Source organism: Brachybacterium massiliense, from assembly GCF_900184245.1.
GTDB lineage: Bacteria > Actinomycetota > Actinomycetes > Actinomycetales > Dermabacteraceae > Brachybacterium > Brachybacterium massiliense.
In genome coordinates this window covers 295,246-317,664 of record NZ_FXXB01000004.1, presented here as the reverse complement: position 1 = coordinate 317,664, position 22,419 = coordinate 295,246, and the positions used below count along the sequence as shown (strand labels likewise).

At 69.9% G+C, this 22,419-nt stretch carries 18 protein-coding genes and 2 tRNA genes; 13 read left to right on the top strand and 7 right to left on the bottom strand.

Annotated elements, in window-relative coordinates:
- Positions 1-82: 82 nt before the first annotated feature.
- Complete coding sequence (locus tag BN4251_RS03035; protein ID WP_087483701.1) at positions 83-712, bottom strand: superoxide dismutase; 630 nt, start codon at positions 710-712, stop codon at positions 83-85.
- Positions 713-878: 166 nt separating this feature from the next.
- Between BN4251_RS03035 and BN4251_RS03030 the strand changes: the two genes are divergently transcribed.
- The 3 genes from BN4251_RS03030 to BN4251_RS03020 all read left to right on the top strand — a co-directional run bounded on the left by BN4251_RS03030 (position 879) and on the right by BN4251_RS03020 (position 6,646).
- A complete protein-coding gene (locus BN4251_RS03030) occupies positions 879-5,597 on the top strand; it encodes an ATP-dependent helicase (RefSeq protein ID WP_087483675.1) in 4,719 nt (1,572 codons plus the stop codon).
- On the top strand, positions 5,597-6,523 hold the full coding sequence (locus BN4251_RS03025) for a DNA-formamidopyrimidine glycosylase family protein (protein WP_087483674.1): 927 nt from the start codon (positions 5,597-5,599) through the stop codon (positions 6,521-6,523). Before BN4251_RS03030 ends, BN4251_RS03025 begins: the two co-directional genes overlap by 1 nt.
- Before the next feature lie 50 nt (positions 6,524-6,573).
- A tRNA-Arg gene (locus BN4251_RS03020) sits at positions 6,574-6,646 on the top strand.
- Positions 6,647-6,666: 20 nt separating this feature from the next.
- On the opposite strand, the gene BN4251_RS03015 is transcribed toward BN4251_RS03020, so the two are convergent.
- Entirely contained in the window at positions 6,667-7,983 is a 1,317-nt protein-coding gene (locus tag BN4251_RS03015) for an ISL3 family transposase (protein WP_087483673.1), read from the bottom strand.
- Positions 7,984-8,266: 283 nt separating this feature from the next.
- On the opposite strand from BN4251_RS03015, the gene BN4251_RS03010 reads away from it, so the two are divergent.
- Together BN4251_RS03010 and BN4251_RS03005 are read left to right on the top strand one after the other, a co-directional pair.
- Positions 8,267-9,322 carry a hypothetical protein gene (locus tag BN4251_RS03010; RefSeq protein ID WP_140398374.1) on the top strand — a complete coding sequence of 352 codons (1,056 nt, stop codon included), beginning with the start codon at positions 8,267-8,269 and terminating at the stop codon, positions 9,320-9,322.
- An 838-nt stretch (positions 9,323-10,160) separates the two neighbouring features.
- Positions 10,161-10,451 carry a hypothetical protein gene (locus BN4251_RS03005; RefSeq protein WP_087483671.1) on the top strand — a complete coding sequence of 97 codons (291 nt, stop codon included), beginning with the start codon at positions 10,161-10,163 and terminating at the stop codon, positions 10,449-10,451.
- A 91-nt stretch (positions 10,452-10,542) separates the two neighbouring features.
- On the opposite strand, the gene BN4251_RS03000 is transcribed toward BN4251_RS03005, so the two are convergent.
- Positions 10,543-11,070, bottom strand: coding sequence for an acyl-CoA thioesterase (locus BN4251_RS03000; protein WP_087483670.1), 528 nt, complete (start codon positions 11,068-11,070; stop codon positions 10,543-10,545).
- Between the two features lie 116 nt (positions 11,071-11,186).
- Between BN4251_RS03000 and orn the strand changes: the two genes are divergently transcribed.
- The 7 genes from orn (at position 11,187) to BN4251_RS02965 (ending at position 17,935) form a co-directional block, all read left to right on the top strand.
- Positions 11,187-13,097 carry an oligoribonuclease gene (gene orn / locus BN4251_RS02995; protein WP_087483669.1) on the top strand — a complete coding sequence of 637 codons (1,911 nt, stop codon included), beginning with the start codon at positions 11,187-11,189 and terminating at the stop codon, positions 13,095-13,097.
- A 29-nt stretch (positions 13,098-13,126) separates the two neighbouring features.
- Positions 13,127-14,110, top strand: coding sequence for a diaminopimelate dehydrogenase (locus tag BN4251_RS02990; RefSeq protein ID WP_087483668.1), 984 nt, complete (start codon positions 13,127-13,129; stop codon positions 14,108-14,110).
- Positions 14,111-14,271: 161 nt separating this feature from the next.
- A tRNA-His gene (locus BN4251_RS02985) sits at positions 14,272-14,347 on the top strand.
- A gap of 140 nt (positions 14,348-14,487) precedes the next feature.
- The gene (locus BN4251_RS02980; RefSeq protein ID WP_087483667.1) at positions 14,488-15,255 is read left to right on the top strand and encodes a GTP pyrophosphokinase family protein; all 768 of its coding nucleotides are present in this window, start codon (positions 14,488-14,490) and stop codon (positions 15,253-15,255) included.
- 67 nt (positions 15,256-15,322) lie between these two features.
- Complete coding sequence (locus BN4251_RS02975; RefSeq protein ID WP_087483666.1) at positions 15,323-16,114, top strand: NAD-dependent epimerase/dehydratase family protein; 792 nt, start codon at positions 15,323-15,325, stop codon at positions 16,112-16,114.
- Positions 16,111-16,746: a Pr6Pr family membrane protein gene (locus tag BN4251_RS02970; protein ID WP_087483665.1), complete on the top strand. Its 636-nt coding sequence runs from the start codon at positions 16,111-16,113 to the stop codon at positions 16,744-16,746. The genes BN4251_RS02975 and BN4251_RS02970 overlap by 4 nt, the downstream gene beginning before the upstream one ends.
- 4 nt (positions 16,747-16,750) lie before the next feature.
- Positions 16,751-17,935: a cytochrome P450 gene (locus BN4251_RS02965; RefSeq protein WP_087483664.1), complete on the top strand. Its 1,185-nt coding sequence runs from the start codon at positions 16,751-16,753 to the stop codon at positions 17,933-17,935.
- A gap of 28 nt (positions 17,936-17,963) precedes the next feature.
- Here BN4251_RS02965 and BN4251_RS02960 read toward each other — a convergent pair whose 3' ends face one another.
- Positions 17,964-18,806 carry a maleylpyruvate isomerase family mycothiol-dependent enzyme gene (locus BN4251_RS02960; protein ID WP_087483700.1) on the bottom strand — a complete coding sequence of 281 codons (843 nt, stop codon included), beginning with the start codon at positions 18,804-18,806 and terminating at the stop codon, positions 17,964-17,966.
- 180 nt (positions 18,807-18,986) lie between these two features.
- On the opposite strand from BN4251_RS02960, the gene BN4251_RS02955 reads away from it, so the two are divergent.
- The gene (locus BN4251_RS02955; protein WP_245810169.1) at positions 18,987-19,703 is read left to right on the top strand and encodes a TetR/AcrR family transcriptional regulator; all 717 of its coding nucleotides are present in this window, start codon (positions 18,987-18,989) and stop codon (positions 19,701-19,703) included.
- On the opposite strand, the gene BN4251_RS02950 is transcribed toward BN4251_RS02955, so the two are convergent.
- From BN4251_RS02950 to BN4251_RS02940, 3 genes are read right to left on the bottom strand one after another with little or no spacing between them, the layout of a single operon-like run.
- Positions 19,672-20,244: a cysteine hydrolase family protein gene (locus BN4251_RS02950; RefSeq protein WP_087483662.1), complete on the bottom strand. Its 573-nt coding sequence runs from the start codon at positions 20,242-20,244 to the stop codon at positions 19,672-19,674. The genes BN4251_RS02955 and BN4251_RS02950 overlap by 32 nt on opposite strands.
- The gene (locus BN4251_RS02945; RefSeq protein WP_087483661.1) at positions 20,241-21,134 is read right to left on the bottom strand and encodes an SDR family oxidoreductase; all 894 of its coding nucleotides are present in this window, start codon (positions 21,132-21,134) and stop codon (positions 20,241-20,243) included. The genes BN4251_RS02950 and BN4251_RS02945 overlap by 4 nt, the downstream gene beginning before the upstream one ends.
- Before the next feature lie 45 nt (positions 21,135-21,179).
- On the bottom strand, positions 21,180-22,385 hold the full coding sequence (locus BN4251_RS02940) for an alcohol dehydrogenase catalytic domain-containing protein (RefSeq protein ID WP_087483660.1): 1,206 nt from the start codon (positions 22,383-22,385) through the stop codon (positions 21,180-21,182).
- Between the last annotated feature and the right edge of the window lie 34 nt (positions 22,386-22,419).

Sequence of the window (22,419 nt, the reverse complement as noted above, 5' to 3'; positions counted from 1 at the left end):
AGCGGCCGGCCCCTCACCCGAGGGACCGGCCGCGACGAACACCCTCACCCAGCATTCACACCCGGGCGGAGAGCCGAACAGATCAGGCGCCGGGGATGACCAGACCCGACGCGTTCGAGCGCGCGTTCTCGAACCGCGCCTGGACATCAGCCCAGTTCACGATGTTCCAGATCGCCTTGACGTAATCCGCCTTCACGTTCTGGTAATCGAGATAGAAGGCGTGCTCCCACATATCCAGCTGGAACAGCGGGATCGTCACCACCGGCACACCGTTCTGCTGATCGTAGAACTGCTCGATCACCAGCTTGCCGCCCAGCGGCTCATACGCCAGCACAGCCCAGCCCGACCCCTGGATCCCCAGCGCCGCCGCCGTGAAGTGCGCACGGAACGCATCGAAGCCACCGAAGAACTCCTCGATCGCCTGCGCGAGCTCACCGGTGGGCTTGTCCCCACCCTCCGGCGAGAGGTTCTTCCAGAAGATCGAGTGGTTCGTGTGACCACCGAGGTTGAACGCCAGATCCTTCGAGAACTGGTTCACCGTGCCGAAATCATTCGCCTCACGCGCCGCAGCGAGCTTCTCCAGCGCCGTGTTCGCGCCCTTGACATAGGTCGCGTGGTGCTTCGAGTGGTGCAGCTCCATGATCTTCCCCGAGATCGAGGGATCCAGCGCGCCGTAGTCGTAATCGAGATCAGGAAGCGTGTACTCCGCCATGTGGATCATCCCTTCGTCGTGGTGGATGCGGATCCCGCAGCGCAGGAGCCGCCGTGCCGTCCATCCTGCCACGATGCGTCCGCTCGCGGCAGGGTGAGGGCCGTGCCGCGAGACAGTGCGGCCGCCTCAGGGCTGCAGTGTCGCCCCCTCGGTCCACAATGGTGCGATGGCACGGACCCGCCACCGTCTCCCCTCGTCCTTCTCACCCGCCACCGCGGCGTGGTTCGAGGAGGCGTTCGAGGCGCCCACGGCGGCGCAGGCCGCGGCGTGGGAGGCGATCGAGCGCGGCGACCACACCCTGGTGGTCGCTCCCACCGGTTCGGGGAAGACCCTGGCGGCCTTCCTCACCGCGATCGATCGCCTGACCGCGCAGCCGTCGCCGGAGCGGACCGATCGGACGGCGCCCCCGCGTGCGCGGGCCTCAGGACGACGCCGCGGCGCCACGAAGGTGCTGTACCTCTCCCCGCTCAAGGCGCTCGGCGTGGACGTCGAGCGGAACCTGACCTCTCCCCTGGTGGGCACCGCTCGAGCGGCCGAGCGGCTCGGCCTGCCACGCTCCGAGATCAGCGTCGGGGTGCGCACGGGCGACACCCCGGCCGCGGAGCGACGGCGTCTGGCCTCCCATCCGCCGGACATCCTCATCACCACGCCGGAGTCGCTGTTCCTCATGCTGACCTCGCAGGCGCGGGAGACCCTCGCCGAGGTGGACACGGTGATCCTGGACGAGGTCCATGCGGTGGCGGGCACCAAGCGCGGAGTGCATCTGGCGCTGTCGCTCGCACGGCTCGATGCGATGCTGACCGCGCCGGCGCAGCGGATCGGGCTGTCGGCCACGGTCGAGCCGGTCGACGAGGTCGCCGCCTTCCTCACCGGCGCCGGGGGTGGGCGCGAGGTGACGGTGGTGCGGCCGGAGTCGACCAAGAGCTGGGATCTCACGGTCACGCTGCCCGTGCCCGATCTGCAGGCGATCGAGCCGCCGGCCGATGCGGTCGATGACGAGGACGTCTCCGGCACGATCTGGCCGCACGTGGAGCGGGCCGTGCTCGAGAAGGTCCTCGCGCGCCGCTCGACGATTGTGTTCACCAACTCCCGCAGCCAGGCCGAACGCCTCACCGGGAAGCTCAACCGACTGCATGCGCGGCGACTCACCGCGCAGGCCGGCGTGCACGGCGAGTCACAGGACGACGACGCCGTCGAGGTCGAGGACATCGCCCGCGCCCATCACGGCTCGATGTCCAAGGAGATCCGTGCCCAGATCGAGGAGCAGCTGAAGTCCGGGACGCTGCGCTGCGTGGTCGCGACCTCCTCCCTCGAGCTGGGCATCGACATGGGCGCGGTGGACCTCGTGCTCCAGGTCGCGGCCCCGATGTCCGTCTCGAGCCTGCTGCAGCGGGTGGGCCGTGCGGGCCATGACGTCGGCGCGACCTCGACCGGCTCCCTGCATCCGCTGCACGCCGCGGACGTGCTGCGCTCGGCGGTCGTGGTGCAGGAGGCGCTCGCCGGGCGGATCGAGCCGCTAGCGGTGCCGCGCAACGCGCTGGACGTGCTCGCCCAGCACACCGTCTCGGCCGCGGCGATGGAGGATCTGCAGGTCGATGACTGGTTCGATCTGGTCCGTTCCGCCCATCCCTACCGGGCCCTGCCCCGCACGGCCTTCGACCAGACGATCGACCTGCTCACCGGCCGCTACCCCTCCACCGATTTCTCGGAGCTGCGGCCCCGCCTGGTGCACGACCACGAGTCCGGCACCCTCATAGCCCGTCCCGGCGCGCAGCGTCTGGCCGTCACCAGCGGCGGCACGATCCCGGACCGCGGGCTGTACCCCGTGCACCTGGTCGCCGGGGACGATGACTCCCAGCCGCGCCGGGTGGGCGAGCTCGACGAGGAGATGGTCTACGAGTCCCGCCGCGGTGACGTGATCACGCTGGGCACCACGAGCTGGAGGATCGAGGAGATCACCGCCTCACGGGTGACCGTCTCCCCCGCCTTCGGCCTCACCGGGAGGATCCCCTTCTGGCACGGCGACGGGGACGGCCGTCCCGCCACGCTCGGCCGGGCGATCGCCGAGGCGCAGAGCGAGCTCGCCTCGCTCCCCCGTGCCGACGCCGACGAGCGCCTGGCCGCTCTGGGGCTCGACGAGGCCGCCCGCACCGTGCTGCTGGATCATCTCGCCGCGCAGCAGGAGGCGACCGGCACCGTCCCGGGCCCGCAGCAGCTGGTGGTCGAGCGGTTCCTCGACGAGCTGGGCGACTGGCGGGTGGTGCTGCACTGCGCCTACGGACAGCGGATCACCGGCCCCTGGGCGCTGGCCGTCGGCGCGCGGGTGGAGGAGAGGTACGGGCTGGACGGCCAGGTGATGGCCGCCGATGACGGGATCGTGCTGCGTATCCCCCACGGGGAGGAACCGCCCGGGGCGGATCTGTTCGTGTTCACGCCCGACGAGATCGAGCAGGAGGTGCGCCGTCTCGTCGGCTCCTCCGCCCTGTTCGCCGCCCGCTTCCGCGAATGCGCGGCCCGTGCCCTGCTGCTGCCCAGACGGGACCCCAACCAGCGTGCACCGCTGTGGCAGCAGCGCCAGCGCTCCTCGCATCTGCTCGAGGTGGCGCGCCCTCACCCCGATTTCCCGATCATGCTGGAGGCCGCTCGCGAGTGCCTCCAGGACGTCTATGACCTGCCCGCGCTCGTGGAGCTGATGACGCAGGTGGGGCGGCGCCGGCTCGAGGTGCGGGGGGTGGAGACGGCGACGCCCTCGCCCTTCGCGCGCTCGCTGCTGTTCGGCTATCTCGCGCAGTTCATCTACGACGCCGACGCTCCGCTCGCCGAGCGCCGCACGGCCGCCCTCGCCCTGGACCAGTCCCTGCTGGCAGAGCTGCTGGGCTCGGTGAGCCTGCGCGAGCTGCTCGACGCCGAGGTGATCGCCGAGGTGGAGCAGCGCCTGCAGGGGCTCACCGCCGAGCGGGCACTGCGCGGCGGCGAGCAGATCGCCGATGCGCTGCGCCGTCTCGGGCCTCTCACCCGGGAGGAGCTCGAGCAGCGCTGCGCGGAGGGCGTGGACCTGGAGGCCGAGCTCGAGCAGCTGCAGCATGCGCGGCGTGTCCTGGCGGTGCGTCTGGCCGGGCGGGAGCACCTCGCTGCGGTCGAGGACGCTGGCCTGCTGCGTGATGCTCTCGGCACCGCGCTGCCGCCGGGCCTGCCGACGGCGCATCTGGCGCCGGTCGATCACGCGGTCGCGCAGCTGCTCTCCCGGTGGGCGCGCGGGAGGGGACCGTTCCAGGCCGACGCTCCGGTCGCGGCCTTCGGCCTCGCCCCCGGGGTGGCGCGCGGCGCGCTCGAGCAGCTCACCGAGCGGCGGGTGCTGCAGCAGGGCGAGTTCACTCCGGGCCGTGAGGGCGAGGAGTGGGTGGATGCCGAGGTGCTGCGACGCATCCGTCGGGCCAGCCTCGCCGCCTCGCGGCGCGAGATCGCCCCGGTGCCGGGGCCGGTGTACGCGCGGTTCCTCGGCGAGTGGCAGCAGCTGGTCGGTCGCCGCCCGGACGGCCGACGGGAGCGCGCGACCTGGCGCGGAGGAGATGGTCTGCTCTCCGTGGTGGACCAGCTCGCCGGGGTCTCCCTGCCGTTGTCGGCCTGGGAGTCGCAGGTGCTGCCGGCGCGCCTGCCGGATCTCACCCCGGCGATGCTGGATGCGGCCTTCGCCTCCGGTGAGCTGGTGTGGACGGGGCATGGCCGTCTCGGCGCGGACGACGGCTGGATCCGTCTGCATCTGGCCGATGCGCTGCCCCTCGGTCTCGATGCCGAGGCACTCGAGGAGGCCGCTGCGGGACTCCCGGAGGGGTCCCTCGCCGCACGACTGCTGGCCCTGCTGCGCGGCACGCCCGGCGCGCTGCGTCACGGGGAGATCCTCACCGCGCTGGCCGAGGACGGGGATGCGGTGCCCCCGCAGGATCTCCATCAGGCGCTGTGGGACCTCGCTTTCGCGGGACTGCTCACCAATGACTCCTTCGAGGCGCTGCGCGGCTACGGGCACGGTCCGGTGCCCTCGCGCTCCTCCCGCGCGTCGGGCCGTTCGCGCCCCCTCACCCGGCGGGGCGCGGCGCGGCTGTCCGCGGCGATGATGCGGCAGGGTGCCTCCTCCGTCTCCGAGCTGGTGCCTGGACCGACGGGAGCCGGCCGCTGGTCCGCGGTGCGGGTCGATCCGGTGGATGCGTCGGCCCGCGCCGCGGCGCTCGCGACCCTGCTGCTGGACCGGCACGGGGTGCTCACCCGTGGCGCGATGGACGTCGAGGACGTGCCCGGCAGCTTCGCGGCCGTGTACCGGGTGCTGTCGGTGCTCGAGGAGAACGGCACCTGCCGGCGCGGTTACTTCGTGGACGGCCTCGGCGCCTCCCAGTTCGCGCCGGTCGAGGCGGTGGATCGGCTCCGGGACCGCGACCGCGAGTCGGAGACCGCCCGCGATCCGGAGGGTGCTGCTGCGGGCCCCTCCCCGGAGGCGGCGACCCTCGCGCTCGCGGCCACGGATCCCGCGAACCCTTACGGTGCGGCGCTCCCCTGGCCCGCGCTGCCGATCACCCCGCCCGAGGGGGCGACAGTGCGCCCTGCGCGCAGGGCCGGAGCGCTCGTGCTGCTGCAGGACGGGCACGTGCTCGCAGTCGTCGACAAGGGCGCCAAGCATCTGCTGTGGTGGGCGGATGACTCCGCCGCCGAGGACGCCGCACGGCAGCTGGTGCACGCGATCGTGGAGGACTCGCGCCTGCCGCAGCTGCGGATAGAGAGGATCAACGGCCACCCGATCGACGCCGCGCCGGTCGCCGCGGTCGGCGAGGCGCTGCTCGCGGCCGGCTGCTATCGCTCCCCGAAGTCGATCCGGCTGCGGGCAGGTGGGCGCTGATGCCGGAAGGGGACACCGTCGCCCGGCAATGCCGGATCCTGCACGAGGCCCTCGCAGGCGCAGTGCTCACCGGTTCCGACCTGCGGGTGCCGCGCGCCGCGACCGCCGACCTCACCGACTGGAGGGTGCGCGAGGTGCGGCCGCGCGGCAAGCATCTGCTGATCCGCCTCGCACCGCCGACGCCGGGACCCGCCCCGCTGACCCTCCACTCGCATCTGATGATGGATGGGATCTGGCATGTGGACGGCGCACCGCTGCGCTCGAGCGACACCAGCGCCGGACCACGCTCCGCGGACACGATCCGCATCGTCCTCACCGCCCGTCATGAGGACGGGCGAGAGACCCGCGCGATCGCCTATGACGTCAAGCAGGTGCGCCTGCTGCGCACCGCCGACGAGAACTCGCTCGTCGGCCATCTCGGACCGGACCTGCTGGACCCTGCCTGGGAGGAGGATCCGAGCCTGCGCGAGCGCGCGGTGGAGAACCTCGGCAGGGAGCCCGAGCGGCCGCTCGGGCTGGCGCTGCTCGATCAGCAGCTGCTGGCCGGGATCGGCAACATCTATCGCAGCGAGCTGTGCTTCCTGCAGCGGGTGCACCCGGCTGCCCCCGTCGGCGCCGCGGGCGAGCTCGGGCGGATCGTGGATCTCGCCCGTCGGCTGCTGGTGCTGAACGTGGACCGCACGGTGCGCGTCACCACCGGCGGGATGATGGGCCGGGACGGCGATCTCTGGGTGTACGGGCGCGGTGGGAGGCCGTGCCGGCGCTGCGGAGCGCGGATCCAGCGCGGTGAGCTCGGCGAGCCCCGCCTCGAGGGGACGGAGCCGCGGGTGCTGTGGTTCTGTCCGCGCTGCCAGGCAGGTCCGGGCATCGCAGCCGCACCTGCGAGGCGTGAGCCCGTCCACCGCCGTGCCCGACACCGCCGGTGAGGTCGGTAGACTCCTCCAGGTGCTCATCGCCGTACGGCGTCCGAGCCCAAGCCTCCATAGCTCAATGGATAGAGCAACGGCCTTCTAATCCGTAGGTTGCAGGTTCGAGTCCTGCTGGGGGCGCTGAACAGGTCTAATGTGGCTCATCGCATTTGAGGGTGTAGGTGGGGTCTGAAGCCTCCTGCTTCGAGGAGGCTGCGGGCGATGTAGTGGGTGAGGTTGCGGAACCCGAGGGCGGAGCCGCGGAGGTGTTCGAGCCGGCCGTTGATCGCCTCTGTCGGACCGTTGCTGGTGCCCGGTCGGTCGAAGAAGGCCAGCACGTCGGTTGCGCGTTTCGTCAGTGTTCGGCCGAGCTTGCCCAGCTCGGGCATGGCGTCCGGGACGCGCTTGCTCAGCGCGGTGATGAGCTTGTCCATCTTCGCTTTGGCTTTCGCCCGGTCAGGTTCTCGGTAGGCGGCGACCATCGCCTGGTAGATCTCCCAGGTCACCTCGACCGCAACGTGCTTCTCTCGCTCGAACAGGCTGCTGAGACGCTGGCATTGGCGGTCGGTCAGCAGCTTGGTGCCGGTGTGGAGGGTGCGGCGAGTCTTGTAGAGGGGGTCGTCCTTGCGGCCCCTGCGCTGGTGGAGCTGCTGCTGGACGCGTCGTCGGCAGTCGTCCAGTGCGTCTCCGGCGAGGCGGACGACGTGGAAGGGATCCATGACCGCGACCGCGCCTGGGAGGGCCTCGCCGGTGGCGGTCTTGTATCCGGTGAACCCGTCCATCGCCACTCCCTCGATGCGGTCCTTCCATGCCTTGGGGCGGGCCTCGAGCCAGGCCTTGAACGCTGCTTTGGAGCGGCCGGGGATCATGTCCAGCAGCCTCGCCGGGCCGGTCTTGTCCCTGGCTGGGGTGAGGTCGATGATCACGGTGACGTACTTGTCGCCGCGCCGGGTGTGGCGCCAGACGTGCTCGTCAACACCGATCACGCGGACGGCGTCGAAGTGGGCTGGGTCATCGATCAGCAGCCGCTGGCCCTCGGCCAGGACGGCGTCGTTGGCGGTGTGCCAGGCAACCCCGAGCCCGGCGGCGATCCTTGCGATCGTGAGGTGATCGATGACCAGGCCTTCCAGTGCCCACCGCATCCCGCCGCGAGAGAGCTTCGCCCGCTCGGGCGCGGCGGCGGCGGCGGTGGTGTCCTCTCGCCACCGGTTCCCGCAGTGATCACACCGGTAACGCCGGATCCGCACCAGCAGCGTCGTGGGGCGGTGGCCGAAAGGTTCATGGGCGAGGCGACGAGTGATCGTGCCGCGCGAGGTCGCCCGTGCTCCGCAGGCGCGGCACCACGGATCCTCCTCAGCGAGCCGACACTCGAGCACCGCCCGCTCGGTCGTGAGCCGCTGACCGACAGCGACGAGGCCGAGCTCCTCCAAGCGCGTGAAGGTCGTCAGATCGGGGTCGGCGAAGGTAGCGTTAGGCACGTCGAGGTCTTCCAGATGGCGAGCGTCAGAACTTCCATCATCGGGAGACCTCGACGTCTATCCCGGCACCGACGCGCCCACCCCACACTCCGCAGCTACCCCCTCATCTGCGAAGGGCCCACAATGGGAGAAGGACGTCGCGCTCGCCAACGGTGACCCACCGTGGGAGATCACCTACATCCTCTCGAAGGAACCGAGTGAGAGCGTGAAGAAGCGGATGCGGGACAACAATATCCGGTACGAAGTGACCGACACGGAATTCGGCTGAGTGGAGGACGAGAACATGGCGATGGACGACAAGGACGCGGACGACCTGGGCAGTCTGCTCGTCGGGGTCAGGAAGCGCCCTCCGCGGGCGGAGGCGGAGTCGTACTTCCTGTCCTTCACCGACTCCCTCCGGGAGGACACGCAGGCCTTCGTCGCGCATCTCCGCGAGGCGGGTGTCCTCACGGGCCCCGCCTACACGCCGGATTCCCTCGCCGCCGTCGAGGCGCACCTGCTCTCGCACCTCCACCGTCCCGCGGACCTGGAGGACCCGACCGTCCGGGCGGTCTTCCTCGGCACCTACCGGTACCTGGGCGAGACGATCCTCCGCAACGCCGGCGGTGACTGGGAGTGGGAAGAGCTCTGGGAGCGTGGCGAGGAAGGCGCCGGCATGCCTTTCATCCGCGCGGATTCCCCCGCCGGATACGCGACCGGAGGGACCGTCGATGTGTACACGACCGTCCTCGGCGCCGCCGGGACGCGGTCCGGGACGTACTTCCGGGAACTCCTCGACGCGATCCTGCGGAGCTTCGGGGAACCCGGTCCCATCGATCTGTCGTCCGGATGGCGGGGCATGGCACTGGCGGAGCCCGAACGGATCAATCCGACCCTGGCCGCCTGGCTCGTCGACAACGACAGAGCAATCGATACCTGGACAACGGACCGGGTCTCATATGGCTCTCTGGACCTCTCACCGGAATCGCTTGATGCAGTCGAGCAGTGGCTACTGGATTCCTTCCCGACTGCGGATGCATTGGAGGATCGAGTTCTGGACGAAGACGTTCGGGGTGCGTCCCGGTACGTCGCCACCACTTTCGTCAGACACGGAGGAGGCCGTATCGATCTACCTCACGCCCCGTTCTTGAAGAACGTCAGGCGGGTGAAGGACGAGGACTCACACCCTTCCGTGTCTCACGTCTGGGAGCGCGGTTGCGCAGGTGCCTACGTACCCGTCTGGGACCTTCTGATGAACGCGGTCGACGATTTCCAGTTCGGCTCCCGCACCCCCCGCTCCGGGGGTGTCCTCCGCGCCGCCCTGGAGAAGTACTGCGCCGAGGAACCCGACGTCGACTGACTTCGCTCTTCCGATCGAGTGCGAGCTCGGTGGCACATCCAGACCCTAGAGACGCCACTGACCTCGCACTCGATGCCGGCCGGGTTACCAGGAGGCGGCCGGACCACGGCCACACAGTGGCCGCCGACCGCCGCCCGGACACGACGAAGCCCCCTCGAAGCAGGAGGCTTCAGACCCCACCTACACCCTCAAATGCGATGAGCCGGGATAGTCCCAGGAGGTCACGAATCCTCTGCCCGGCTGCAGGGACCGAGAGACCGACGCTCAGAGCTACGTCGCGGACGGCGAGGGCACGAGCACCCTCGGCAGGGACCTGAAGGAATATGAGGACTCGCTCCGCGTCGACCCGCGTGCGCGTCGACGCGCACGGATGCGCGGACACAAGCGGGTCAGTGGAGGCGGCGCGCCCGGATGCGATGACGCGCGCGCCGGTCGTACTCTGGCGCATGAAGTGATCTCCGACGCGGCCTCCGCCCGGACTGCAATCCGGGATCAACGGGGGCCGCGTCCTCATGTCTACACGTCGACGCTCCAGGTTTCACGGGACACGCCGAGACCCTGATGAGGACTACGATTTGCAGTCTGACCTGCAGGTATGTCACCGTAGAGACGACGAGAAAACGACGTCGAAACCCCACGAAGGCAGAGCAGTAACGAAGGCAATTACGGTATTACACCTGCAGATTCACACCAAGTGGTTACCTCGTTATAGAATGCGACCAGTATGCCCCTGACCTGCAGTGATGAGGTGACGAGAGTCCCTACCGCCTAATCCGTAGGTTGCAGGTTCGAGTCCTGCTGGGGGCGCCGTCAGCCACCCCCGCAGGAGGAGAAGCAGATGCTGAGAATCCTGACGTTCGTCGCGATCGGTGCGCTGCTGCTCCTGCGCCTGGCGCGCACCCGGTTCGGGGCGCGGCTGCTCGGGGTGCCGCTGCGCGTGCTGGAGATCGTGTTCCTGGTGGCGCTGCTGCTCGCCGGTGTGCTCGCGGTGGTGTTCGAGCAGTGGATCCTGCTGGCCGTGGTGGTGGTGCTGCTGGTGATCAGCGGGATCGAGGAGCTGCGTCGTCGCGGGAGCCGGAGCGTGCGAGCAGTCTCCGGGCAGTCTTCGCCGCGGCCGAGGAGCCGCTGAACTCGCTCAGCCAGGTTCGCAGCGCAGGATCGCTCACCGCTGCGCCGGATCGGAGGGATTCGTCCAGCAGGCTCGCGGGATCCGGCGCGGTTCAGAGCTCCCTGCTGTGCTGCGAGGAGCCCTCGTTCCACTCTGTGACCCATTCCGGCAGCGTGAGGTGCTCCGGCAGAGGGCCCACCAGCGCGATGAGCTCGTCGACCGGCACCGATCCGCCGGTCCTGCGCAGGAAGCGGGCGCGCACGATCGCATCGGCGACGACCTGCCCGTCGCGCCGGAAGACCTGCTCCATGTAGATCCAGCGGTCGTCGTGCCCGATCACCCGCGAGGCGAGGTCGAACCTCTCCCACAGGAGCAGGGAGCGGCGGTAGGTGATGGTCTGCCCGGCGACCACCGGGTACCAGCCCTGGCCGGTGATGCGCTGCCAGAATCGGGAGCGCAGCATGAGGTCCATCCGCCCCAGATCCATCAGGCTGAGATAGCGGCCGTTGTTCATGTGCCGCTGCAGATCGAGATCCAAGGGGTTCACCCGGAAGGTGACGTGCGAGGTGTCCCAGATCCCCAGCCTGCTGCGGAAGCGCACGCGGATCATGAACAGCAGCAGACGGAAGTACAGATTCACAGAGGTGCCCTCCGGTGGCTCGCGACCACTCGACGACGAGTATTGGTGACCACAGAGTAACTGCCCGGGGTGCGCCTCCTCGCTCCCCGCCTCCGGGTCCGCGCTACTGTTGAGCAGTGACTTCCAGCTCCACGCGTGCCATCAACGACCGCATCATCTGGGTCGACTGCGAGATGACCGGCCTCGACAAGCAGCGCGACGCGCTCGTCGAGATCGCCGTTCTCGTCACCGACGCCGATCTGAACATCCTCGGGGACGGCGTCGACGTCGTCATCAAGCCGCCGGCCGAGGCGCTGAAGGGCATGGACCCGTTCGTGGTCAACATGCACACCGTCTCCGGTCTGCTCGAGGAGCTCGACGACGGGATGAGCCTCGAGGAGGCCCAGGCGCAGTGCCTGGAGTACGTGAAGCAGTACTGCCCTGAGCCGGGCAAGGCGCCGCTGGCAGGGAACAGCGTGGGCACCGACCGCGTGTTCCTGGACCGCGATGTGCCCGAGTTCGCGAGCTGGCTGTCCTATCGCACGATCGACGTCTCGAGCCTCAAGGAGCTGGCCAAGCGCTGGTTCCCGCGCGTCTACTACAACATCCCCGCCAAGCACGGCGGGCACCGGGCGCTCGCCGATATCCGCGAGTCGATCCAGGAGCTGAAGTACTACCGCGAGGTGCTCCTGGTGGATGAGCCCGGTCCCACCACCGCCCAGGCGCAGGAGGCCTCCCGCAGCTTCGAGCTGCGGGAGGAGCCCGCCGCCCCCGCCTCGGGGAAGACGGCATCGACGCCGGCGCCGCACGTGCCGTGGCTCGAGCGCGCCTCACACCGGGCCTGGCTCGACGGCGCGAGCCTCGAGCTGCTCCACTTCGCCGCGGAATCGGTGCGCGAGGACGGCGGCTTCGCCTGGCTCGATGAGCAGGGCGCACCGGATCTTTCCCGGCCCTCCGAGCTGTGGCTGACCTGCCGGATGACGCACAGCTTCGCGCTCGGCCACCTGCTGGGCCATCCCGATTTCGGTCGCTTCGCCGACCACGGCCTGGCCTCCCTGCGCGGCGTGTTCCGCGATCAGGAGCACGGCGGCTGGTACTCCTCGGTCGCCGGCGGACGCGCCGTCGACGACTCCAAGCAGGCCTACGCCCATGCCTTCGTGGTGCTCGCCGCCGCCTCCGGCCTGGCGGCCGGTCGCCCCGGCGCGAAGGAGCTGCTGGACGAGGCGCTCGAGGTGCTCGATGAGAAGTTCTTCGACGAGTCCGCCGGGATGAGCGTGGACAGCTTCGACCGCTCCTTCTCCGAGTGCGAGCCCTACCGCGGCATCAACTCCAACATGCACACCGTCGAGGCGCTGCTGGCCGCGGCCGACGTCACCGGAGAGCGCCGCTGGCTGGATCGCGCGGTCGGCATCGCCACTCGCGCGATCGACGAGTTCGCGCGCCTCAACGACTGGGCCCTGCCCGAGCACTACGACCTCGACTGGGAGCCGGTGCTGGACTACAACCAGGACCAGCCCGCCCACCAGTTCCGTCCCTACGGAGCGACCATCGGTCACTGGATCGAGTGGGCGCGCCTGGTGCTTCATGCCAGGGCCGCGCTGATCACGCTCGACGGCGAGGCACCGGAGTGGATGCTCGAATCGGCGATCGCGCTGATGGAGAAGTCCGCTGCCGCCTTCGGTGCCGACGGAGCTCCGGGCTGGGTGTACACCGTGGACTGGGACGGCTCCCCCGTGACCACAGAGCGGATGCACTGGGTGGCGGCCGAGGCGGTCGGCGCGGCGGCGGTGATGCACCAGGTCACCGGTGAGCGGATCTGGGCCGAGCGCTACGAGCAGTGGTGGGAGTACATCTCCACCTACCTGCTGGACCCCGAGCACGGCTCGTGGTTCCACGAGCTCGACGCGGACAACGAGCCCCAGGGGAAGACGTGGCCGGGCAAGCCCGACATCTACCACGCACTGCAGGCCACGCTCATCCCGCGCCTGCCGGTGACCCCGACGCTCGCCGCCGCGCTGCGCGACGACCGGCTCGACAGCGACATCTGACCCTCCACCCCTGCACAGAATCGAGGACCATGACTTCTCTCCGCATCGGCATCGTCGGCTACGGGAACCTGGGACGCGGCGTCGAGATCGCCCTCTCCCTCCAGGACGACATGGAGCTGGTGGGCGTGTTCACGCGCCGCGACCCCTCCACGGTCGCCACCGTGGGTGAGCAGACCCCCGTCCATCCGATGGACGCGCTCGAGGGGATGCAGGACGAGATCGACGTGCTCGTGCTGTGCGGCGGCTCCAAGAGTGATCTGCCCGAGCAGACCCCGCAGCTCGCCCAGCGCTTCACCGTCGTGGACAGCTACGACACCCACGCCCAGATCCCCGAGCACTTCGCGAAGGTCGACGCCGCCGCCCGCGCCGCCGGCACCACCGCGATCATCTCCACCGGCTGGGATCCCGGCCTCTTCTCGATCAACCGCGTGTTCGGTGAATCGATCCTCCCGGCCGGCTCGACCTACACCTTCTGGGGCCGGGGCCTGTCCCAGGGCCACTCCGATGCGCTGCGCCGCATCGACGGGGTCGCCGCCGCCGTCCAGTACACGATCCCCTCCCAGGACGCCATCGACCGCGTGCGCGCCGGCGAGCGGCCCGAGCTGAGCAGCCGCGAGAAGCACACGCGCGAATGCTTCGTGGTGCTCGACGAGGGCGCCGACGCCGAGGCGGTGCGTCAGCAGATCGTGACCATGCCGCACTACTTCGAGCCCTTCGAGACCACGGTGACCTTCCTCAGCGCCGAGGAGCTCGACCGCGATCACCGCAGCATGCCCCACGGCGGCTTCGTGATCCGTTCCGCGGAGTCCTCGCCCGGCACCACCCAGACGATCGAGTACCGCCTGCAGGAGGACTCGAATCCCGAGTTCACCGCGAGCGTGATCGTCGCCTACGCCCGCGCCGCGGGCCGCATGGCGGCCGATGGCCAGCATGGGGCGAAGACCCCCTTCGACGTGGCCCCGGGCCTGCTGTCCCCGAAGTCGCCCGAGCAGCTGCGCGCCGAGCTGCTGTGAGCGCACGCCTCCCGCCGGCCGAACGACGGTCGGCGGGAAGCGCCGACCCTCCCTGGGGGTGATGCAATGTGTCTCACACCCCCTCAGGCCCTTCTGGGCTGGGAAGCGCCCTGGCGACACGGTATATTGATCTCTCGTTGCAGGCTCCGGCCTCGCACATGGTGGTCGTAGCTCAGTTGGTAGAGCTCCTGGTTGTGGTCCAGGCGGTCGCGGGTTCAAATCCCGTCGATCACCCCAAGAAACGCCCTGGTGACAGGGCGTTTTTTCTTTCCCTGGAGGGTGTGCGCGCACCGTATCGGCCAGGGCCCTCACCGGGGGTCCAGCCGGTTCTGCGATGATCCGATGGTCCGTTCCCCGACGTTGCCAGGAGACCTCCGATGCAGACCTCTGAGCCCGACGGCGCTCCGTGGCGCGAACGCGTCCAGGAGATGGTCGCGACGCGTCAGCAGGCGCTCGCCGCCCCGGGGATGGATCAGGAGCAGCTGGCCGCGCAGATGAAGCAGCTCCATGACGAGTTCGTCCAGCTGCGGATGCATTACCAGTTCGGCATCGACGAGGTGGAGACGAAGGTCAACATCCTGCGTCAGGAGTTCGAGCTGATCCATGACTACAGCCCGATCGAGCACGTCCGCTCGCGCCTGAAGTCCACCGAGAGCCTGATCGAGAAGGCCGTGCGCACGGGCGGGGAGATGACCCTGCCCGCGATCCGCGAGAGGGTCACGGACATCGCCGGGATCCGGATCACCTGCAGCTTCGTCTCGGACGTGTACTGGATCGCGGAGATGCTCAGCCGCCACCAGGATCTCGAGGTGCTCGCGGTCAAGGACTACATCGCCTCCCCGAAGCCCAACGGCTACCGCTCGCTGCACCTGATCGTCCAGGTGCCCGTGTACCTCTCCCAGCACACGGAGATGGTGCCGGTGGAGCTGCAGCTGCGCACCATCGCGATGGACTTCTGGGCCAGCACCGAGCACAAGCTCTCCTACAAGTACCGCAAGAACCTCCCCGCACGCCTGCAGGAGGAGCTCGATGACGCGGCCCGCGTCGCCGCGGACCTCGATCAGCGGATGGAGCGTCTGCGCGGCGACATCCGGCCGATGCCCGAGCGTCCCGATCCGGAGGGCGGTTCCCCCGTCGGCCCCTGACCGCGCCCATCGGCTCGAGGTCCCGCCCGTCGGCCCATGATCGTGCCGTGCGTCCCATAATGGAGTCATGGCGGAGACGAACGCACGCAGACGTGTACTGATCACCGGGGCGACCGGGGGCATCGGCTCTCACCTGGCGACGGCCCTGGCCGAGGACTACGAGCTCGTGCTGCACGGCCGCAGTCCGGACAAGGCCCCCGAGGGGGTGGATCTCGCGATCGCCGATCTGTCCGAGTACGACGAGGTGCTGGCCCTGATGGACGGGGTGGACACGGTGGTGAACATGGCCGGTGCCGCCGCCCCGGACTCGAGCTGGGATGCGGTGCTGGCGGCGAACATCATCGGGGTGCGCAACGTGCTCGAGGCCGCCCGCGAGGCCGGGGTGCGGCGCGTGGTGCTGGCCTCCTCGAACCACGCGATGGGGATGTATGACCGCTACGAGCAGTGGCCGGTCTACCCCGATCAGCTGCCGCGGGGAGATTCCCTCTACGGGGTCTCGAAGGTGTTCGGCGAGTCGCTGGGACGCTTCTACCACGACGAGCACGGCCTGGACGTGATCAATCTGCGCATCGGCTGGTTCTCCGAGGATCCGCTCGCGGCCGAGGAGGACATCCTGCGCGCGATGTGGCTGAGTCCCGCGGACTGCACCCGGGTGGTGGTGCGTGCGATCGAGGCGGAGGTGGCCTTCGGCCTGTACTACGCGATCTCCGACAACCCCAATCGGCGATGGTCGCTGACCAACACCTCGCTCGAGCTGGGGTACCGCCCTCAGGACTCCTGGACCTCGCTGCCGGGCGCCGAGGAGCGGATCGTCGAGGGCGGAGCCCCGGTGAGGGACGACTGGCCGCGCGACTCATGAGGGCACCGGCCGCCGTGGCGCGGGTGCTGGTGGCGCTGCTGATCACCGCGGCACTGGTCAGCAATGCGATCGACGCCGGACGCGACGGGCTGCTCGCGCAGAACATCTCGTACTTCACCAACCAGTCCAACCTGCTGTTCGTGATGCTGGTCCTCGCCGGATCCGTGGCAGGGCCGCGGTTGCCCGCCTGGTTCGACGACGTGCGCGGTGCGGTCGCGTTCTATCTGGCGATGACCGGGATCATCTATGCGCTGCTGGTGGCTCCGCTGGAGGAGCTGCTGCGCTGGGACATCGGCTGGACGGGGATCGTGCTGCATCGCCTGGCGCCCGTGGTGGCGGTGCTGGACTGGCTCCTCGCGCGGCGGCATCGTGCCCCGCAGGCGCGCCGTATCCTGTGGTGGCAGCTGTATCCGGTGGCGTTCCTGGTGGGCACCTGGGTGCGCGGTGGGATCACGGGCTGGTACCCGTACGAGTTCCTGGATCCCACGGCCTCGTCATGGAACCAGGTGCTGCTGACCACGGCTGTGGTGCTGGTGGCGTTCTTCGCGGTCGCCGCCGCGGTGCATCTGCTCGAGGGACGGCTACGACCGCGCGAGGTCCCTGAAGAGTCCGCCGTGCCGGCAGTACGGTGAACGGATGAGCGCACCGATCTTCGATCCGGCGGGTCTCGAGCCCCGCACCGCCACCGACGAGCAGCGTGCCGAGGCGCCGCTCGCCCGCACCCCCGACGGCACCTGGGTGGTGCTCGGCCACCAGGAGGCGAAGGCGGTGGCCTCCGATCATGGGTCCTTCTCCTCGGCCGTCTCGCGCTTCCTGCAGGTGCCGAACGGTCTGGACGGCGCCGAGCACACGGCCTTCCGCGAGGTGACCGACCCGTTCTTCGGTCCCGAGCGGATGGAGGCGCTGGAGCCCGTGGTGCGCGGCATCGCGGCGGAGCTGGTCAGCGAGCTGCTGGACGATGTGGGCGCGGCAGGGACCGAGATCGATGCCGTCGCCGCGCTCGGCGCCGTGTTCGCGGTGCGCGCCCAGACGGCCTGGCTGGGCTGGCCCGCCGCGCTCGAGCCCGAGCTGCTGCAGTGGATGATCGACAACCATGAGGCGTCCCGCTCGCGGGAGCTGGCGCGCACGGCCGAGGTCGCCGAGCAGTTCGATGCGATGATCCGCTCGGTGGTCGCGCCGCGCCGCGCCCTCGGCGCGGACGCGCCGGAGGATGTGACCACCGAGCTGATGCGGGTGCGGGTGCCATTGCCGGACCCGGAGATTCCCGGCTCCCGGGAGCGTGTGCTCGAGGACGAGGAAATCGTCTCGATCCTGCGCAACTGGACGGGCGGGGACCTCGGGTCGATCGCCCTGTGCGTCGGCGTGCTGCTGACCGCCCTCACCCGGGCGCCGGAGCTGGCGGAACGGCTGCGGTCGGGCTCCTTCGCCGAGGCGAGCGCGATCGTCGACGAGCTGCTGCGCATCGATGACCCGTTCGTCTCGAACCGGCGGGTGGCCACCTGTCCGGTCACCCTCGCCGGTCAGGAGATCGGTGAGGGCGAGCAGGTGCTGATCCATTGGACCTCGGCCAACCGCGACGAGCGGGTCTTCGCCGAGCCCGACGGCATGGATCCGCACGGCAATGCTCCGCAGAACCTCGTCTACGGGATCGGGAAGCACATCTGCCCGGGCCGGCCGCTGGCGACCCTCGAGCTGGTGGTCGCCGTCCAGGAGCTGCTCTCGGTCGCGGACGTCCGCCCCGCCGAGACGCCCGGCGAGCGCGAGATCGCGCCCGTGGGCGGCTGGGCGCACGCCCCGGTGGTGCTGGTGCCGCGCCGCTGAGCGGCATGGGGCCCGCGCGGGGCCCGGCTCAGTCGTGCCCTTGGGCGATCAGCGCCGCGAGCTGCTGTACAGCCTCGGGGTCCCCCTGGATCTCGACGGTGTCCGGTCCGTCGGCGAGGTGCTCGAGCGCTGCTCCTCTCCCCCAGGCCCAGAGGTTCAGCGCGAGCGCGCTGCCGGAGGCGGTCGCGCGCGGCAGCCCGTCGGCGTCGGCGGAGTTCTCGAGCAGGCGGCCGACGGGGGCGTCGAAGTCCTTGCCGTCGCGGGGCCTGGTGCCGGACCAGCGACTGATGCCGAGCAGCCGGACCGCTCCCCCGTCGGGTCGGATCTCGATCGCGGCCACGGGATGCACGCTCGCCCAGTCGGGGATCCACTCGAAGCCGGCCGGCCACATCACGCGCAGCACGTGCTCGAGCCCGGCGGCGGAGACGTCGGGGCTGATCGGGCTGAGGGGTCCGCCCGCGGTGAGCTCGGCGTCCACCCGATGGATCGTCGCCTCGTGGACCTGCATCCGGCGGGTCGCGCCGACGGTCCGTTCCTTCGAGTACCAGAACCATGCCGGCTCCTCGTCGGTCCGCGCGGAGAGCTGGGCGAGCAGCCCCTGCGTGGCGGCGGTGCGGCGCTGCAGCAGCGCAGGCCGCTGCTCGGGGCGGGGCGGGATGCTCTCCTCGATGGCCCTCACCTGCTCGTCGGTGGTGGCGTGGTCGCCGAGGATCCGCGTCCAGAACTCGTGGACCTCGGTGAGATGCCACAGGAGGTCCTCGGCGGTCCACTCGGGGCAGGTGGGGACCTGCTGGGCGGGATCGAGAGGGGCCAGGGCGGTGGTCAGCCGCTCCGCCTCCTCGTCGATGAGGGCGATGGCGTCGATGCTCATGGCCCCATCGAAGCACTCGCGAACGGCAGGCGACACCCCCATTCTCTCCTTCGGGGCACAGGCGCTGCCGACGGGGATCGCCCCGCTGGTGCGCCGCAGACCTCCCGGCCACTGGACTGCCCTGCGTATCGGACATGCGACGTGATGCATTAAAGTCCACAACGGGCTGTGATGGCGGCCATGAACATCATTTGCCGCTCCGACCATGCGTCGGCATCGAGCGTGCAGGGCAGGATCGAGGAGATCATGACGGAGAAGGCTGCAGCGAGCGCGCAGGAGACCGAGCCGGCCGCCCGTGCCGGGCGCAGCGAGGAGATCCTTGACGGCGCCGCCGAGATGTTCGCCGAGCACGGTTACCACGGCTCGAGCCTGCGGGACATCTCCCAGCACATCGGCATCTCCCACTCCGGGATGCTGCACCACTTCGGAGCCAAGGACGTCCTTCTCGATGCGGTGATCGACCGTATGGAGGAGCACGCTCAGGCGGCACTGGACCGGATCCACGAGATCGACGGCAGCCGCGAGATGGTGATGCGGGGCCTGGCCGCGATCTGGCATCCCGCCTCACTCCCGATCCGCCTGCTGGCCACACTCGATGCCGAGAGCGTCAGCGAGGACCACCCCGGGCGTTTCCGCCTCGCCCGGCTCCGCCGCGTCCACGAGCACATGCTGGAGACCTGCTTCGCGTCGCTCGCGGCGAAGGGCCTGCTGCGGGAGGGGTCGGACCCTGCCTTCGCCGGGCGCGCGCTGCTGGCCGTGATCCTGAACCTCGCCATCCGTGAGAAGACGGTCCGCCCCCTCCAGCACGGCGTGCACGATGACGCCCCGCTGCAGGACCTGGCCAAGCAGGTCGAAGCGTTCCTGGTCAGCCCGGATCCGGAGCCCACCGCTCCCTGATCTCCTCGAGCGTCGCGAGCGTCGCCTGACGGTCACCCGCCAGCTGCTCGAGGATCATCTCCTTGTGGTCCTCTCGCTCGTCGGCCACCGCGTCGGTGACGATCGTGGCGCGCACGTTGTGCGCGTAGGCGTCTCGGGCTGTCTGGGCGATGCAGGCGTGCGTGGAGACCCCGGCGATCACCACCTGCTCGACGCCGAGGTTGCGCAGCCGCAGCAGCAGATCGGTGCCGAACCAGGCGCTGTCGCGGGTCTTCTCGATCCGCGTCATGCCCTCGGTCTCGAGCTCGGCGACCACCGCGGTGCTCTCCTCGCCGTGGAAGAGATAGCCCTGGTCGTCATCGATCATGCTGAGCGTCCAGGTGGACCGATCCCGACTGTGCTCGGTGGTGATCAGGAAGATCGGCGCCTCGATGCGTCGCGCCTCCTCGGCGAGCGCTCGCACCGCGCCGAGCACCTCTCCGCGGGCGGCTGCGAGCGCGGGCTTCTCGAAGAAGGCCTCCTGCAGATCGATCAGCAGCAGTGCGCTGGGCCGGAGGCTCACGGGGTGGGGCTCCCTCCTGTGACGGCGAGGGTCTCGCCGAGCACGTAGCTGGACTCCGAGGAGGTGAGGAAGACGTAGGCGGGGGCGAGCTCCGTGGGCTGGCCCGCACGCCCCAATGGCGTGGACTTGCCGAACTCGGGCAGGGCCTCCTTCGGCTGACCGTCGGAGACCTGCAGGGGCGTCCAGATCGGTCCGGGGGCGACGGCGTTGACACGGATGCCGTGCGGGGCGAGCTGCTGGGCCAGGCCTTTGGTGAAGTTGTTGATCGCCGCCTTGGTCGAGGCGTAGTCCACGAGCGTGGGTGAGGGCTGATAGGCCTGGATCGAGGTGGAGTTGACGATCGTGGACCCCGCCGGGAGGTGCGCGAGGGCAGCCTTCGTGAGGCGGAACATCGCGTGGATGTTGACCTCGTAGGTCTGCGTCCACTGCTGGTCGTCGATCTCCTCGAGGCTCTCGACCGCGATCTGTCGGCCGGCATTGTTCACCAGCGCGTCCAGCCCGCCCAGGCCCTCGACAGCATCCTCGACCAGGCGACGGCAGAAGTCCGCGTCAGCCAGATCGCCGGGCAGCAGCACTGCGGTGCGGCCCTCCTTGCGGATCACCTCGGCGATGTGCTGGGCGTCCCGCTCCTCCTGCGGGAGGTAGTTCAGGGCGATGTCCGCACCCTCGCGCGCGAAGGCGATCGCGACCGCCGCCCCGATCCCGGAATCGGCCCCGGTGATCAGGGCCCGTCGTCCCTGCAGACGGCCGGTGCCGCGATAGGACTCCTCGCCACGGTCGGTGCCGGGGATCAGCTCCGTGTCCAGTCCCGGTTCGGGCTGATCCTGCTTCGGCGGGGTGATGTCGGGGAATCGGGTGACGGGGTTGGTGAAGGTGAGCTGGTCCGCCATGGGGTCCTCCTCACGAGGCGAGGGTGGGTGGGGGTGCGTGCAGGTTCAGGGGAGCTCGGTGGGCGCGGCCGCGACCGTCGGATCGAGCACCACCTTGATGCAGCCGTCATGCTTCCTCTGGAAGAGGTCGTAGCCGACGGCGGCCTCCTCGAGCGGCAGCCGGTGGGTGACCAGGTCGCCGACGCCGAGCGGATCGGCGGGGTCCTCGACCAGCGGCAGCAGATCGTCGGTCCAGGCGCGCACGTTGCACTGGCCCATCCGCAGCTGCAGCTGCTTGTCGAACATCGTCAGCAGCGGCATCGGGCTCGCCGCGCCGCCGTAGACGCCGGACAGCGAGACGGTGCCGCCGCGGCGCACGAGGTCGATGGAGGTGTGCAGGGCAGCGAGCCGATCCACTCCGGCGTGCTCCATGAGGGGCCGGGCCACGGCATCGGGGAGCTTGCCGGCGATCGTCTGGGCGAGGCCCGCGACAGGACTGCCCTCGGCCTCCATCCCGACAGCATCGATGACGGCATCGGGACCGCGACCCTGGGTGCGCTCGCGGATCTCGCCGACGGTGTCCTCAGCGAGGTCGAACACCTCGGTGCCATGGCGCTCGGCCATCGCGCGACGCTCGGGCACGGGGTCGATGCCGAACACACGAGCCCCCAGGTGGCGGCCGATCCTCGCACACAGCTGACCCACCGGGCCCAGCCCGATCACCGTCAGGGTGCGGTGCGCGGGGACGCCCGCGTACTGCACGGCCTGCCAGGCGGTGGGGAGGATGTCGCTGAGGAAGAGATAGTTCTCGTCCGGCAGCTCGGTGCCCACCTTCATCAGCCCGAAGTCGGCGTGCGGGACGCGCAGGAGCTCGGCCTGGCCGCCGGGGACCTGACCGTAGAGCTTGGAGTAGCCCAGCAGCGCTGCGCCGGAGCCGTACTCGGTGACCTGCGTGGTCTCGCACTGCGAGGGCAGCTGCTGGGCACACATGGTGCAGCGCCCGCAGGAGATGGTGAAAGGGACCACCACGCGGTCGCCGGGACGCACGTGGGTGACCTCCCCGCCGACCTCCTCGACGATGCCCATCGGCTCGTGGCCGATGACGTCGCCGGCGGTCATGAACGGACCGAGCACCTCGTAGAGGTGGAGGTCCGAGCCGCATATCGCGGTGGAGGTGATGCGGATGATCGCGTCGGTGGGGTGCTGGAGGATGGGGTCGGGCACGGTCGCGACGCTCACGCGTTCGGTGCCCTGCCAGGTCACTGCTCTCATGATCCCGCCTTCCGGTGGTGATCTCGGGTGTCGC

Bases quoted from the DNA above. Each gene is read 5' to 3' on its own strand.
- BN4251_RS02965 (WP_087483664.1), top strand. From the start codon at position 16,751: ATGAGCGCACCGATCTTCGATCCGGCGGGTCTCGAGCCCCGCACCGCC.
- BN4251_RS03010 (WP_140398374.1), top strand. From the start codon at position 8,267: ATGGCGATGGACGACAAGGACGCGGACGACCTGGGCAGTCTGCTCGTC.
- BN4251_RS03030 (WP_087483675.1), top strand. From the start codon at position 879: ATGGCACGGACCCGCCACCGTCTCCCCTCGTCCTTCTCACCCGCCACC.
- BN4251_RS02970 (WP_087483665.1), top strand. From the start codon at position 16,111: ATGAGGGCACCGGCCGCCGTGGCGCGGGTGCTGGTGGCGCTGCTGATC.
- BN4251_RS02940 (WP_087483660.1), bottom strand. From the start codon at position 22,385: ATGAGAGCAGTGACCTGGCAGGGCACCGAACGCGTGAGCGTCGCGACC.
- BN4251_RS03035 (WP_087483701.1), bottom strand. From the start codon at position 712: ATGGCGGAGTACACGCTTCCTGATCTCGATTACGACTACGGCGCGCTG.
- BN4251_RS02980 (WP_087483667.1), top strand. From the start codon at position 14,488: ATGCAGACCTCTGAGCCCGACGGCGCTCCGTGGCGCGAACGCGTCCAG.
- BN4251_RS03025 (WP_087483674.1), top strand. From the start codon at position 5,597: ATGCCGGAAGGGGACACCGTCGCCCGGCAATGCCGGATCCTGCACGAG.
- BN4251_RS02990 (WP_087483668.1), top strand. From the start codon at position 13,127: ATGACTTCTCTCCGCATCGGCATCGTCGGCTACGGGAACCTGGGACGC.
- BN4251_RS02955 (WP_245810169.1), top strand. From the start codon at position 18,987: ATGAACATCATTTGCCGCTCCGACCATGCGTCGGCATCGAGCGTGCAG.
- BN4251_RS03005 (WP_087483671.1), top strand. From the start codon at position 10,161: ATGCTGAGAATCCTGACGTTCGTCGCGATCGGTGCGCTGCTGCTCCTG.
- BN4251_RS02960 (WP_087483700.1), bottom strand. From the start codon at position 18,806: ATGAGCATCGACGCCATCGCCCTCATCGACGAGGAGGCGGAGCGGCTG.
- BN4251_RS02975 (WP_087483666.1), top strand. From the start codon at position 15,323: ATGGCGGAGACGAACGCACGCAGACGTGTACTGATCACCGGGGCGACC.
- BN4251_RS02945 (WP_087483661.1), bottom strand. From the start codon at position 21,134: ATGGCGGACCAGCTCACCTTCACCAACCCCGTCACCCGATTCCCCGAC.